13 protein-coding genes are annotated in these 14,751 nt (G+C 41.1%); 7 read left to right on the forward strand and 6 right to left on the reverse strand.

Features of this window, described 5'->3' with window-relative positions:
• Positions 1–2: 2 nt before the first annotated feature.
• On the forward strand, positions 3–854 hold the full coding sequence (locus ACQ2HE_RS12710) for a beta/alpha barrel domain-containing protein (protein ID WP_430896357.1): 852 nt from the start codon (positions 3–5) through the stop codon (positions 852–854).
• 9 nt (positions 855–863) lie between these two features.
• Positions 864–1,853: a GSCFA domain-containing protein gene (locus ACQ2HE_RS12715; protein WP_430896355.1), complete on the forward strand. Its 990-nt coding sequence runs from the start codon at positions 864–866 to the stop codon at positions 1,851–1,853.
• Here the strand turns inward: ACQ2HE_RS12715 and ACQ2HE_RS12720 are convergent.
• Both ACQ2HE_RS12720 and ACQ2HE_RS12725 read right to left on the reverse strand, forming a co-directional pair.
• Positions 1,831–2,940 carry a phosphotransferase enzyme family protein gene (locus ACQ2HE_RS12720; protein WP_430896353.1) on the reverse strand — a complete coding sequence of 370 codons (1,110 nt, stop codon included), beginning with the start codon at positions 2,938–2,940 and terminating at the stop codon, positions 1,831–1,833. The two genes, ACQ2HE_RS12715 and ACQ2HE_RS12720, sit on opposite strands and share 23 nt — an antisense overlap.
• 76 nt (positions 2,941–3,016) lie before the next feature.
• On the reverse strand, positions 3,017–3,625 hold the full coding sequence (locus ACQ2HE_RS12725) for a MiaE family protein (protein ID WP_430896351.1): 609 nt from the start codon (positions 3,623–3,625) through the stop codon (positions 3,017–3,019).
• Positions 3,626–3,678: 53 nt separating this feature from the next.
• Here ACQ2HE_RS12725 and ACQ2HE_RS12730 point away from each other — a divergent pair, with 53 nt between their 5' ends.
• From ACQ2HE_RS12730 to trhO, 5 genes are all read left to right on the forward strand, one after another.
• Positions 3,679–4,776 (forward strand): aminotransferase class I/II-fold pyridoxal phosphate-dependent enzyme, encoded by a 1,098-nt coding sequence (locus ACQ2HE_RS12730; protein WP_430896349.1) that lies wholly within the window; start codon positions 3,679–3,681, stop codon positions 4,774–4,776.
• 53 nt (positions 4,777–4,829) lie between these two features.
• A complete protein-coding gene (locus tag ACQ2HE_RS12735; protein WP_430896347.1) occupies positions 4,830–7,277 on the forward strand; it encodes a penicillin acylase family protein in 2,448 nt (815 codons plus the stop codon).
• Positions 7,278–7,282: 5 nt separating this feature from the next.
• Entirely contained in the window at positions 7,283–7,633 is a 351-nt protein-coding gene (locus tag ACQ2HE_RS12740) for a hypothetical protein (protein ID WP_430896345.1), read from the forward strand.
• A gap of 78 nt (positions 7,634–7,711) precedes the next feature.
• Positions 7,712–10,246, forward strand: coding sequence for a DUF5686 and carboxypeptidase regulatory-like domain-containing protein (locus ACQ2HE_RS12745; protein ID WP_430896343.1), 2,535 nt, complete (start codon positions 7,712–7,714; stop codon positions 10,244–10,246).
• Positions 10,247–10,351: 105 nt separating this feature from the next.
• Positions 10,352–11,413, forward strand: a complete 1,062-nt coding sequence (gene trhO, locus ACQ2HE_RS12750) for an oxygen-dependent tRNA uridine(34) hydroxylase TrhO (protein WP_430896341.1) — start codon at positions 10,352–10,354, stop codon at positions 11,411–11,413.
• Here the strand turns inward: trhO and ACQ2HE_RS12755 are convergent.
• From ACQ2HE_RS12755 to ACQ2HE_RS12770, 4 genes are read right to left on the reverse strand one after another with little or no spacing between them, the layout of a single operon-like run.
• A complete protein-coding gene (locus ACQ2HE_RS12755; RefSeq protein WP_430896339.1) occupies positions 11,408–12,535 on the reverse strand; it encodes a lactonase family protein in 1,128 nt (375 codons plus the stop codon). The genes trhO and ACQ2HE_RS12755 overlap by 6 nt on opposite strands.
• Position 12,536: 1 nt before the next feature.
• Positions 12,537–13,310 carry a hypothetical protein gene (locus tag ACQ2HE_RS12760; protein WP_430896337.1) on the reverse strand — a complete coding sequence of 258 codons (774 nt, stop codon included), beginning with the start codon at positions 13,308–13,310 and terminating at the stop codon, positions 12,537–12,539.
• A 9-nt stretch (positions 13,311–13,319) separates the two neighbouring features.
• Complete coding sequence (locus tag ACQ2HE_RS12765; protein ID WP_430896336.1) at positions 13,320–13,754, reverse strand: ABA4-like family protein; 435 nt, start codon at positions 13,752–13,754, stop codon at positions 13,320–13,322.
• A 48-nt stretch (positions 13,755–13,802) separates the two neighbouring features.
• Positions 13,803–14,726 (reverse strand): phosphoribosylaminoimidazolesuccinocarboxamide synthase, encoded by a 924-nt coding sequence (locus ACQ2HE_RS12770; protein ID WP_430896334.1) that lies wholly within the window; start codon positions 14,724–14,726, stop codon positions 13,803–13,805.
• Between the last annotated feature and the right edge of the window lie 25 nt (positions 14,727–14,751).

Raw genomic sequence — 14,751 nt, forward strand, 5'->3', positions numbered from 1 at the left:
ATATGGTTCAGTTTGTGGAGTGCCCGCGTGATGCAATGCAAGGATGGAGTCGGTTCATTGAAACCGAACAAAAGCTTCGCTATTTACAGCAATTACTTAAAGTGGGTTTTCACACATTGGACTGCGGTAGTTTTGTTTCTCCCAAAGCCATTCCCCAAATGGCCGATACTGCCCAAGTGCTGAATGGTTTGGATTTAACAGGTACAACATCCAAATTACTGACCATTGTAGCGAATGTGAAAGGGGCCGATGATGCTGCAGCATTTCCTCAGATCAGTTATATGGGATACCCCTTTTCGATCTCTGAAACCTTTCAAAAGAGAAATACCAATGCAGGAATAAAGGAGAGTTTTGAACGAGTGAAATTGATTCAAGAACGCTGCCTTGCCTCCGGTAAAGAACTGGTCATCTATATTTCTATGGGATTTGGAAATCCTTATGGCGACCCTTATAATGCTTCAATTGTGAATGAATGGATTGAAGAATTGGGGAAGCTTGGGATTGGAATTTTTTCATTGGCTGATACGGTGGGATTAGCCGATCGGCAATTGGTGCACAAAGTGAGTAAAGCTGCTGTTCAAGCTTTTCCGAACTTTACTATAGGTGTTCACCTTCATGCGTCACCTAATAGCATCGTGAGCAAACTGCAAGCTGCCATTGACGCAGGCGTCATTCGTTTCGATGGTGCGATGAAAGGAATAGGCGGCTGCCCCATGGCTAATGACGAATTGGTGGGTAATATGGATACAGAGGTAATGATTCCGTTGTTGCAATCTCAAGGCTTGCTTTCAGGCCTCAACCAAGCCGCACTTGAAGAAGCCGGAATAATGGCCGGTCAAATCTTTCAACATTAAGATGGACTTATGAGTGAATTCATGCTAACGGTGCCCATCGAAAGGCCCGATCAACAAATAAAATATCAGGACCCCATCCTTTTAATGGGTTCTTGTTTTACAGAACACATCGGTGATCGCCTTTCTCAATTGAAATTTCAAACCTTGCAAAATCCTCATGGTATTTTGTTCGATCCCAACAGTGTTGCCAATAGTTTGATCAGCTACATGAATCAAAAGGAATACACAGAAAAAGACTTGGTGTATTTGAATGAATTGTGGCAAAGTTGGGATCATCATAGTAGGTTCTCACATACTGATTTACAGACTTGTATTGATGGCATCAATCGATCTCAACGGCAAGCGCATGATTTTCTAAAGAAAGCCAACTGGTTGATCATCACTTTGGGATCGTCTTATTCTTATCGTTTGGTTTCCAATAATTATGGCGTGGCGAACTGTCACCGAGCGCCCGGTCAAACCTTTTACAAACATTTACTTGGAATTGATGAAACGGTGGCATTGCTCGATCGGTGTTTGCATCAGTTGTTTATATTCAATCCTACTATAAAAATCATTTTTACCATTAGTCCTGTTCGTCATATTCGTGACGGAGTAGTGGCGAATAACCGAAGTAAAGCACGGTTGATTGAGGCAGTGCATCATCTTGTGGGAAAGTTCAATCGACTTTATTATTTTCCGGCGTATGAATATGTTATCGATGTTTTGAGAGACTATCGTTTTTATGATATTGACATGGTTCACCCGAACTATCCGGCTACGCAATTTGTGATGGAACGATTTGTGGAAACCTTTGTTGAAGAAACCTCTCAGCAACTAATACCTGCTGTTAATTCTCTCATAACTGCGGCCAAACACAGAAGTTTTCACCCTGCCACACAGGCTCATCAGCAGTTTTTGAAAACCCAATTAGAAAAGGCTAAACAATTGCAATTAGAACATCCTTATTTAGATTTCTCAACCGAAATCGCACATTTTACGCAAGAACTGAAGGCTTGATTGAATAACTGTATTCGTCTTCTAACAGTTGTTCCAGCGACTGAAGTAACAACAATTGGTTCTTAGCACGATGCAGATTTTGATCGGGATAAGTAATGCGGTAGTATTGGTCTTTATTGAGATAGTCAGCTAAGAAGCGAATGGCTTGCATGTAAATCATGATGATGCCTGAATGATGAATCACTTCTACTTCTTCCTTGGTCAATTCTTCCTGCATCACGCTCAAGTAGCCTGAAACGATGGCCTCGTAAAAGTCTTTACGAATTGCGATTTTATCGAAGTAAACACTGGTCTCGTCTTCATTACAACTCATAGAGCGAATCATATCTCCCAGGTCTGAAAAATAGTATCCGGGCATTACGGTGTCAAAGTCAACCGCGCAAATAACATTTCCGGACTCTTCTTCAAACAAAACATTCGCGATTTTGGCATCGTGGTGCATTACTCTTTTTTTGAAGAGCGCAGGTTTGTTCTGTAATTGGTCAAAGAAATTCTTATAGTGAATGCGTTCGGTAATAGCTTTGATCAAATCACCGGCTTGTTGCAATCGATCTGCCGAAGCAAATTGCAAAGCGGTGTCAAATTCTGAATAGCGGAAACTTAAGTTGTGAAATTTAGGTATGGTTGTTTTTAGGGTACTGCTGTCAAATTCACTGAATGCGGCGGTGAATTTAGCAAATGTTTGAGCGGTACTATAAGCTTGATCGGGCCAATGCGCTACTTTATACGATTCTGTTTTTTCTATAAATTTGAATGCACGCCAAGTATTTCCCTCTTTAGAATGGTGGAGTGTTTGTTGATCGGAGATGAAAAGTGGCTCAGGTAATTGCAGTGCTACTTCTTGTTGTTTCGTGAAATTCCATAGTTGAAGGTAGTTCGACTGAACATCATCCGGGGTTTTGAATACATGATGGTTGATCTGTTGCAATAGAAACGGCGCCTTGTTTTTCACCAGCACTTTATAGGAATGGTTGATCAAGCCTCCTTGTAAGGTTGATATTGCCGGCTCGTTTTCAACAAACAAATCCTCATAATTCCGGATGCCGGCAAACAATCGGGCAGCTTTTTGATGCTCTGATACATTCATGAACTGTAAATATAGAGGTTGGATTGAATGCAAAAACGCTCAACCGTTTGCGTAAGTTTCCCGCAAACGGTTGCTGTTAATGAATTCTATCTCCTCGAACTTCCATGTCTTTCATTATGGTGGCTTCGTAGTTCAGCCATTCGGCCCATCTTAAGCGGACTTTTTCTTTCGGTAAGTAGGTTTCTGCAAGATCAATAAACAAGGTGTAGTGACCGGCTTCCGACTCCATGAAGCGGCGGTAGAATTTCTTCATATACTCGTCTTCTAACCCTTCACTCAAACGTTTGAAACGTTCACAACTGCGTGCTTCAATCAATGCCATTGTAAGCAGTTGATCAAGCAAACGATCTTCCAAAGCTCCACCCTGTTTTTGGAATTCGAGCAGTTTGTTTACATATAGATCTTTCCGTTGTTTTCCAAGCTTCCAACCCCGTTTTGTCATCTCGTTTAACACCATTCGGAAATGTCCCCATTCCTCGGTTACAATAGGAGCGAGCGCTTTCACTAGTTCTTCCCTTTCCGAATAGCGCTGAATGAGACTAATACAAGTAGTAGCGGCTTTTTGCTCGCAATAGGCATGATCGGTAAGAATGGCTTCCAAGCTAATTTGACTTAATTGGGCCCACCGAGGGTCGGTTGGCAATTGAAGCCCCAATATGTTTTTAACGTCTGAACTATGGTCCATATCTGTGTAAAAGAAGGCAAATTTATGCCGAATTGTTCCGTTATTTGTACTGTATGAATGAGAATTTTTTAGAACAAAAACTGGCTCAACGACGCGATGAACAAGCTTTCCGCAGCCTGCGCCTGAATAATGGGCTAGAGGATTGGAGTTCCAACGATTACCTAGCATTAGCCGCCTATTTATCCAAACAAAACGGGACTGTGGGTGGCGGGGCTACAGGGTCTCGCTTGCTTTCCGGAAATCATGCCATTATGGAAGAAACAGAGCAGTTATTGGCGGCATTCCATGAAACAGAAGCTGCCTTGATCTTTAATTCCGGATACGATGCGAATTTAGGGTTGCTAAGTGTGGTGCCTCAGAAAGATGACTTGATCTTGTATGACTTTCTTTCACATGCTTCCATTCGAGATGGGATTAAATTGAATAGTTGTAAAAGCCATTCTTTTTTGCACAATGATTTAGCAGACTTAGAGCGTCATTTGGTTAGAGCTGAATCACGCTGTTTTGTGGTAACGGAATCGGTTTTTTCAATGGACGGCGATCAAGCTCCTTTGTCTGAAATAGTCAAATTGTGCGAAAGCTACAATGCCTACTTAATAGTAGACGAAGCACATGCAACAGGAATAATTGGAACCAAGGGAGAAGGCCTGGTGCAGGCTCTAGGGCTTACTCAAAAGGTGTTTGCTCGAGTTCATACGTTTGGAAAGGCTTTGGGTTCACACGGCGCTGTTGTTGTAGGGTCGAATCGCCTTCGCAATTACCTGATCAATTTTTCCAGAGCATTTATTTATACCACCGCCTTACCGCCTGCTCATTTTGAGACCATTCAAGAAGGATATCGCATGTTGCCTTTGATGAATGACGCAAGAACTCATTTAAAAGAATTGATTCAACTGTTTCAAGAAGCTTCACTGCCCTTTCAAAAATTAAATTCTCAAACTGCTATTCAGGCAATTCTGATTCCGGGAAACGAAAAAGCCCGCTTGGTGGCTCAATACCTCCAGTCGAAGGGACATGATTGCAGACCTATTTTATACCCAACAGTCCCTAAAAACACGGAACGTATTCGAATTGTATTGCACAGCTTCAACAAAACAGAGGCCCTTAAAAGTTTGATTAAAGCTATTTCGGAGTCAGGAGAGCTGTTTTGATGTTCGTAAAAAATAACTACTTTTAGTAAGAAGTCTCATCCTAACACATCATCATGAAGTTTATACCCTTCTCAATTAGTGCCATTGTAACCATTTTATTGGTTTGGGCTTTGAATAAACCTTGGGGAAGCATTCCCGCATTAGGAGCGTTTTTTAGCCCTCAGCAAGGGTTCTGGCAAAACGCTGAATCAACTGATAACCCCGGATCCATCTCCATCAATGATCCTTTTATTAAAGGTTCGGTTGAAGTGTATTTAGATGATAGATTGGTGCCGCATGTATTCGCTGAAAATGAATCGGACCTTTTTTTTGCGCAAGGATATTTGCATGCCAAATACCGGTTGTGGCAAATGGAGTTCCAAACTCATGCCGCCGGTGGGAGATTGTCTGAAATTCTTGGTCCCGGTAAAGACAGTATCCTTTTATTAAACGATCGTCAGATGCGCCGACTTGGAATGGTATATGGAGCGAAGAAGGCACTGGCTGAAATGGAAGCAGAACCTAAAACCAAAACTACCTGCGACGCTTATACGGCAGGTGTGAATGCATACATTCATAGTTTGAGTAGCGCAAATCTTCCACTTGAATACAAATTGTTAGGATATCAACCTGAAGAGTGGACGAACTTAAAAACAGCGCTTTTTTTGAAATATATGAGCTATGATCTTTCCGGCTCAGAAAATGATTTTGAATTTACCAATGTAAAATCGGTGTTCGATCAACATGCTTTTGAATTGCTGTTTCCGATAACCCGCGATTCATTAGATCCTATTGTGGCAAAAGGAACGCCATTCGATTCTGCAAAAGTGAAAGTATTGATGCCTGTAACGGCCGATTCGTTGTACTTCCAGTGGAAGCCGGTTGTGCCTGAAACGGTATCAAAGCCTGATCAAGACAATGGGAGTAACAACTGGGCAGTAGCAGGAACTAAAACAGCCAGCGGACGTCCAATTCTATGTAACGACCCGCACTTGAGTTTGAACATGCCCTCTCTATGGTTTGAAATACAACTTACCTGCCCCCAATTTAGTGCCTATGGGGCGAGTTTCCCCGGAGCACCTTGTGTGATCATTGGTTTCAATCAAAACAATGCATTCGGATTCACCAATGCGATGCGGGATGTAAGAGACTACTATACCGTTAAGTTTAAAGATGAGTCAAGAAAAGAATACTGGTTCAATAACAGCTGGCAACCTTCTCGTATCACTGTAGATACATTTATGATAAAAGGAGGGGGCTATTATTTTGATACAGTGGTATATACCAATATTGGTCCGGTGATGTACGATCAAAACTTTACGGGTCGAGAGAAATACCGAACCAACGGAAGTAATTATGCTGTAAAATGGAAAGCCCATGAACCGTCTAACGAATTGATGTTGTTCTATGAATTGGATCATTCCACCAATTATTCCGATTACCAATCAGCTATTAAATACCTCAGTTGCCCCGGGCAAAACTGTTTGTTTGCGTCCAAAGCAGGAGATATCGCCGTATGGCAGCAAGCAGTGTTTCCGGCTAAATGGAGACGTCAGGGTGATTTTGTAATGCCGGGAACGGACTCCAGCTATTTCTGGCAAGCCGATATTCCGCAAGATGAAAATGCTCATATGGTAAACCCAAGCAGGGGTTATGTAAGCAGTGCGAATCAACTTCCGGTAGATACAACCTATCCATATTATATCGGCGGGCATCACGATCTCTACCGTGGTAAATTGATCAATCGGAAGCTCGAACAGATGTCGAGTATTACAATCAAAGACATGCAAGGTCTTCAAAACGAAAACGAAAATCTTTTTGCTGAAACAGCCATGCCGGTGCTGCTTAAAAATATTGATGAAACACAACTTACATCCTCAGAAAAGGAGTTGTTTAATATTGTTAAAACATGGAATAAACGCAACGATCCGAACGAGCAAGGTGTAGCTGTTTTCCATTCATGGTTCGATAGCTTGGAAACAACAATTTGGTCGGATGAATTTGCGAAAGTGCCTCAGCCTTATATCACACCCGATGAATCTACTCTTATTGAAGCATTGATTAGAGACAGTGCGTTTCAATTTATCGATGATATTTCCACCCCTGAAAAAGAAACGCTTGCACAACAGGTATTAAAGGCATTCAAGAAAGCCGTACCAGAATTGATGATTGCCAAAAAAGAAGGCAGATTGGTTTGGTATAAGTTTAAAGATAGCGGTATTCAACACCTTACAAGAGTTGGACCGTTGAGCAGACTGCACTTGAAAACCGGTGGTGGTGTACATGTTATCAATGCTACAAAGCAGTTCCATGGCCCAAGTTGGAAAATGATCGTAGAACTGACTGATAAGATAAGGGCTACGGGTATCTATCCGGGAGGTCAAAGTGGAAACCCGGGAAGTAAATTTTATGACAATTTCGTAGACACCTGGGCTTCGGGAGGTTATTATGACCTATGGTTTATGACAAAAGATGAAATCAAAGACAAAAGAATTCTTAGTACCATCACTTTTAAAAAGTAATTGCCATGAAGAAGTTTCTCGTATCATTGTTGCTTACAGTTAGCTTGTGCTTTGTGGCAGGGCTTTATTTGCCGTGGTGGAGCGTTGCAGTAATTCCGTTTCTAATAGCCTATTTGATTCCACAAACTGCATTTAAGGCCTTTCTTACCGGTTTTCTATCGGTATTTGTATTGTGGTTCTTGATCGCCTTTGTATTGGATAGTGGTAACGATCATATATTGTCTGTAAAAGTGGCCACTATTTTGCCATTAAAAGGCTCTTATCTTTTATTGAACTTAATCGGATCTTTTTTAGGTGGCTTGGTTGCCGGTTTAGGAGCGCTGAGCGGAGCCTTGCTAAGTAAAGCCCGGGGCTGATTGTTAAAAACAATCAAAAAAATGAGAGCGGTGGTGGATTTGAGCGAATGGACTCTATATTCGCCCTGAATACCTATTATGAGAAAAACACTACCTATCCTTCTTATTGGATTCTTTCTTACTACTAACTTATTTGCTACTCGCATTCAAGGAACGGTTACTGATGATAAAGGAAAGCCCTTGGCTTTTGCTTCTGTATTGGTAAAAGGCACCACCAAGGGAACAACCGCCAGCAATGATGGTAAGTACTTCATTGATGTAGACCCCGGAACATATACCATTAGTGCTCAGTATGTAGGCTATGAACGAGTAGATAAGAAAGTAACAGTAGGAACTAAAAATGAACAACTCGATTTTCAGTTGTCTTTGCTACAGTTATCATTGAAAGAAGTGGTAGTGCGCCCAGGAGCAGAAGATCCAGCCTATGAAATCATTCGAAATGCGATCAAGAAAAGAAAGGGATACGAAAATCCACTCGATTCCTTCACGTGCGAAGCCTATATTAAAACACTGGTAAGAACAAGGAAATTACCTAAGAAAGTTTTCGGACAAAAAATTGAAGAGCGTGATAAAAAGGACATGGGGGTGGATTCGGCAGGGAGAGGAATTATTTATCTGTCAGAGTCCTTGACACGAATAGCTTACAAGAAACCCAACAAGATCAAACTGGAAGTTTTGTCGGGCAGAGAAAGTGGTTCCAGTGGATTTGGTTTTAGTTTTCCAACCTTTATTAATTTTTATAGCAATAATGTAACGGTGTTAGGTTCTCAACTGAATCCACGTGGATTTGTTTCACCGATTGCAGATGGAGCGCTGAATTTCTATAAATATCAATACCTCGGGTCTTTTTGGGAAGATGGAAAAGAGATCAATCAAATTAAAGTAACCCCCAGAAGAAAGTTTGAACCCTTGTTTTCAGGAACCATTAATATTACGGAAGGCGATTGGAGAATTCACAGTCTTGACTTGGCCTTGTTCAAAGAATCGCAATTGCAAATTCTTGATACCATCAAAATTCGTCAGCAACATGTTCCCATTTCCAGAGAGGTGTGGAGAACGAAAGATCAGGTTGTGTATTTTACATTCAATCAATTTGGAATTGACGCGGTTGGTAATTTCTTGAATGTATACAACAAATACGAAGTAGCACCTAGTTTTGCACGCAAGTTCTTTAACAATGTTACCATCAAGTACGATACTGCAGTGAACAAGAAAACAAAAGCGTATTGGGACAGTATTCGCCCGATTCCATTGGAGCCGGAAGAAATCAGGGATTATAAAACGAAGGACAGTTTGTTTCAAGATCGAAGAGATTCAGCTTTTTCGAAATCGAGTATTGATAGTCTTCGAAAGAGAAGAGGCCCGATCAAATTCAAACAAATAGTGTGGACCGGCTTTGCCCGAACCAATTACAAGCCGGATCCAATCATTGTTAGGTGGGAGCCGGTGATTCGCAATCTGGAATACAACACCGCGGAGGGATTGGCCATAAATGCAGGAATAGGCTTCGATAAACGGTATCCTCAAAAGTCGAAATCATTGAGTGTAATGACTTATTATCGTTATGGGTTGTCGAATTCTCATTTCAATGCTTGGGCTTCGATCAATTATTCGAAGCGTAGTTTCAATTGGGATGAGAATGGAGGAACCGTTGGCCGTGGATCGTGGACGCTGAGCGGTGGTCAGCAAGTGGTTCAATTCAACCGCGACAATCCAATTTCACCATTGATCAACAGTTGGTACACGCTGGTCTATAAACAAAACTATTTGAAGAATTATGAGAATCGTTTTGTGAATTTGAAGTACAATCACCGCTTTGATGCGGGGTTGAATGCTACTATTGGACTTAGTTATGAAGATCGATTGCCGCTTGAAAACACCACAGATTTTAGTGTTATAGAGTACAAAACCAGAAACTTTACACCAAATTATCCTTTTGAACAATTGACGGCCAATTTTACGCGTCATCAAGCTGCATTGTTACAAGTTGATTTGAGTTATCGCCCCGGTCAAAAATACATTCAGTTCCCTCGGAACAAAGTTCCCATTGGTTCAAAATATCCAACACTTGGTTTTCAATACGTGAAGGGCATATCGAAGGTATTGGGCAGTGATGTCAATTTTGATCGTTGGAAATTCAGTGTGTGGGATGATGTGAATTTAAAATTAAAGGGATTACTGAAATACAGATTTAGCATTGGTGGGTTTTTGAATTCGAAAGCTGTTTTCATACAAGATTATCAGCACTTTAATGGCAATCAATTGTTGTTTGCAAGTCAATACACCAATAGTTTTCAATTGGCCCCCTATTATGCGAATAGCACTACTGCATCTGTTTATGCAACAGCACATTTAGAGCATCATTTCAATGGCTTGCTAACCAATAAAATCCCCGGGTTTAGAAGATTGAATTGGACCCTAGTAGGCGGCGCGAATTCATTCTATGTAAACAAGAATAACAATTATGGAGAATTGTTTGTAGGTGTTGAAAACATCTTTAAGCTTTTCAGAATTGATTTCGTGTCATCTTATTTAAACGGGTCTTACAACCAAACAGGGATACGACTCGGACTCGGTGGTTTGATCGGTGGTAGTGTGCAGGTTTCGAGATAAATTGTATCTTTGCCGTGCTTTACGAATTTTGCCCAACCTGCAATTGGGATTCGAAAGTAGAGAGACAGCTATTTGCCTACTCTTAACGAATTAAAATTCAACCACATGGCAGTTTTGCACAACCGCATTTCCAGGAAAGAATTGAAGGATCGCGTTTTGAACGATCCTACTCCAAGAACCACGATCTCTTTTTACAATTACACCCCTATTTCAGAACCAAATCTGTTTCGAGACGATTGGTATGTTGCTTTTACTGAGCTAGGCGTATTAGGTCGTATTTATGTTGCTAATGAAGGGGTCAATGCACAAATCAGTGTACCTACGCACCAGTTCGAAGCTTTTAAACAGAAACTATACAGTTATCCTAGTTTCGATCAACTTCGATTGAATATTGCGGTTGACGATGATGGCAAGAGCTTTTTTGTATTGGATATCAAAGTGCGTCATAAAATTGTAGCGGATGGTATTGAAGATCCCAACTTCGATATGCAGAACAAAGGCAAGTATGTAAATGCTGAAGCGTTCAATCAACTTACAGAAGATCCCAATACCATTGTGATTGATATGCGCAATCATTATGAGTTTGAAGTGGGCCATTTCAAGAATGCTATTGAAGTTCCCAGTGATACCTTTCGTGAACAATTGCCAATGGCAGTGGATATGATGAATGAAAACAAAGATCGAAACATCATCATGTACTGTACCGGAGGCATTCGTTGTGAAAAGGCCAGTGCTTATATGTTGCACAAAGGATTCAAAAATGTATTTCACCTTGAAGGTGGCATCATCAACTACACCCGACAAGCAAAAGAAAAAGGATTGCCCAATAAATTCATCGGAAAGAATTTCGTGTTCGATGATCGATTGGGAGAGCGCATTAGCGAGGATGTAATTTCTCAGTGTCACCAATGTGGGGCACCTTGTGATACCCATGTAAACTGCACGAATGATGCTTGTCACTTACTCTTCATTCAATGTAACGCGTGCAAAGAAAAGATGAAGGGAACCTGCAGTGATGCTTGTTTTGAATTCATTCATTTGCCTGAAGAACAACAGAAGGAGCTTAGAAAGGGTTCTGATAAAGGTCAAAACATCTTCAATAAGTCGAAGGCGAAAAAGCTTCGCCCACGACTTGATGAAATCAATAATATTAAAAAGCAATCATAACCACTTCAAGCAGACAGGATTGTAAACCGGAATTTTTGTTCCGGTTTCTTTTAATTTACCTGTTACTGTATCTATCTTGAATACAATGATCTCATCCGTTTTCTGGTTGGCTACCAGTATGAATTGACCGCTTGGGTCGATGGTGAAATTTCTTGGGTAGATACCTTGTGTGTCGATTCTATCAACAAAACTCAGTTTGCCGGTAGCAGGATCAATTTTGAAAGTTGTGATCGTATTTGAAACGCCACGATTGGTGCAGTACAGGAATTTTCCATTTGGACTCACATGTATATCTGCGCTGAAATTTGTTTCTGCATCTTTGGGATCGATCGCCACAATGGATTGAATCGATTTCAAAGAACCATTCGTTGCAGTGTATTGAAACGCTTGCACCGTTCCCGTAAGTTCTTCCATTAAATACGCATATTTACTATTGGGATGGAATTCAAAGTGGCGAGGCCCACCACCCGGGCTGCTAGCTGTTGCATTCTTGCCGGTTGCAAACAATTTCCCTAAGGACTTATCGAAGCGATAGGCGTTAATAGTATCGGTACCCAAATCAGGTGTGAAAACATAGCGGAAGTCTTTTGAAAATACCGTAGAATGCACATGCGCCGCTTCTTGACGTGCTTTATTTGGACCGCTACCTTGGTGTTTAAGAATTTGATTGGGAGGAAACAAGGTTCCTTTTCCATCAAGGTAATTGATACTAATGGTACCACTTGAATAGTTGCCAATGATGGCCCATTTTCCACTTGCATCCATCGTTACATAACAAGGGTGTTCGCCGCCGGAGCTTACTTTGTTAATTGGAGTGAGCGTGCCCAGTTTAGAGTTGAAAGAAAATGAACTGATTTCACCTCCATAACTGTTTGCAAGGGTATCAGCATTCTCATTTACTGCCAATACAATTTTTTTATTCGGGCTAATGGCTAAGTAAGATGGATTTGAACTGACTACATGACTCCATTCTTTAGCAGTTCCGGTTTTTGAATCGAATTTAAACACATAAATCCCTTCACTTTTTCCATTGGTGTAGGTTCCCACTATTAAATAATGTTCAGATTGAGCAAGGGAAAATAAGGGCAATACTGCAATGAGCAATAGGGATAAAAATTTCATGTTAAAGGGCTTTTTCGATGAATGGAACTTTTAAGAAAGCTTGAAGAAGCATCATGCTAACCAAGATAAAATATAGAATTCCAAACAACCACACTTGTTTTTTGGAAGTAGTAAAATAGGCTCCCATCAAAGGCAGCACTTGAAGTGAATGAATTCCGAAGAAATGCGCTACACGCAAGTCACCCAAATAATAGCTCCATCCAAGCAGTGGAATGCCAGGTGAACCGTCGTTTCCTCCAATAGTATGTTTGTTAAAGGCACTCATAACGCCGCCTTCAAAAGAGAATATTACAAAGAACAACAAGCCTAGTTGTATGCTCAATAAGTAATTAGGAGTAATGGTGTCCGATTTCAACTTAAAGAATAGAAAAGTAATATAGGCTGTCCAGCAAGTAAAAGTTAGAATGGCCACTCCCATGAGTGCATATAAAGCACCATACAAGGGGGTTGATTGATTGAAATGGGAAAGACGACCATTAGCTGCTTGCCAAGTAATGATGACAAGTTCAATAGTCATCATCACCACTGACATGATCGTATACATTCTAACTTTCTTTGGTTCATTGAGTTCGTGCAATAACCAACCCATCGTCCAGCAGAGAACTGCAATAGAAAGGAAGAACTTGAAGGGCTTCGCCCAAGCATTGGCACCTGCTACGATAAAAGGTTGTTGTTGATACAACATCATCATTATAAAACAACCAATGAAAGAGAACAAACCGTAGTAGAAGAACAACTTGTTACGTTGTTTGAGTTGACTGAGAAACGAAATCATGATACCGGGTTAATTTTCAGCAAAATAAGTTTTTGTAAGCGCAAAGCGAATTAAAAAGTAGCTCAACAATCCAATTGGGCCCATCATAAACGTAAGCAAAAGAGAGGGGACTGTAATCCAATGATTGATGGAATGTTTTTGGGCGTTGCGAACGATCCAAGTTCCGATGAATAAATCAAAAGCCAAGTAATGAATCCATCCGGCGCATACCATTGTTTTATTAGTGAACAATCCCATTACACCTTCTAGTGTTCCAAATTTAGCAAGATCGGAGAATTGAAAACTTTGGAGAATCATCCAAGCGTAGAAAAGTGCTAGAATGGTGACAAAGATGGCAACCACAACTTGGTTGATGTTTTTCCAAAAGGGACTGACAAAAATAAGAAAGAGCCACCCGGCCATGGCGAGGTTGCCGGAAATATTGAAAAGTTGCTCAGGTGCCATAAACAATCGGTTTTAGGCACCTAAGCTATAAAATTAATTGAGGTTCAATTAGATTTTTTTCAGTGCTTCCACAATGCAAGCTTCTGTTTCCTGATCGGTAAGCGCCTTAGCTTGGAAGGGAGCTCCAATTACTTTTTCATACAATTCGATGTAGCGCTTTGAGATGGTATCAACCCATTCATCGGTCATTTCAGGTACTACTTGACCTTCTTTACCCATGAAATTGTTCGCGATCAGCCATTCTCTCACAAACTCTTTACTCAATTGTTTTTGACGCTCTCCACTGGCTTGACGTTCTTCAAATCCTTCTGCATAGAAGTAGCGAGATGAGTCCGGGGTATGTACTTCATCCATTAAATAAATGGTATCACCAATTTTACCGAATTCATATTTGGTATCGGCGAGAATCAGTCCTTGTTTAGCGGCTAGCTCTTTACCTCTGGCAAAAAGAGCCAAAGCGTACTTGCTTAAAGTTTCCCATTCGGAAGCTGTACACAAGCCTTGGGCAATGATTTGGTCGGGGGCAATGTCTTCATCATGACCGGCTTCTGCTTTCGTAGAAGGGGTTATAATAGGTGTAGGGAAAAAGTCGTTCTCTTTTAATCCTTCGGCCAGCGTGGCACCACAGAGCGTTCTCAAGCCGGAAGAATAGGTACGCCAGGCATGCCCAACTAAGTTTCCACGAACCACCATTTCTATTTTAAAAGGCTGGCAAGTTTTGCCGATCGATACATTGGGCGCAGGGGTGCTGAGCAACCAATTGGGGCAGATATCGGTGGTTGCCTTCAACATATGCGCAGCAATTTGATTTAAAACCTGACCTTTGAAAGGAATAGGACGAGGCAGAATTACATCGAAAGCTGAAATACGATTGGAGGCGATCATTACGAGTGTTTCTGAGCCGATATAATACACATCTCTTACTTTACCCTTATAAAAGCCGGTTTGGCCTGGAAAATGGAGCGAATTCATGGCCCGAAATTAGGATTCGGCACCC

The organism is Endoryza foliicola (assembly GCF_050589245.1).
Classification (GTDB): Bacteria; Bacteroidota; Bacteroidia; order Chitinophagales; family Chitinophagaceae; genus Endoryza; species Endoryza foliicola.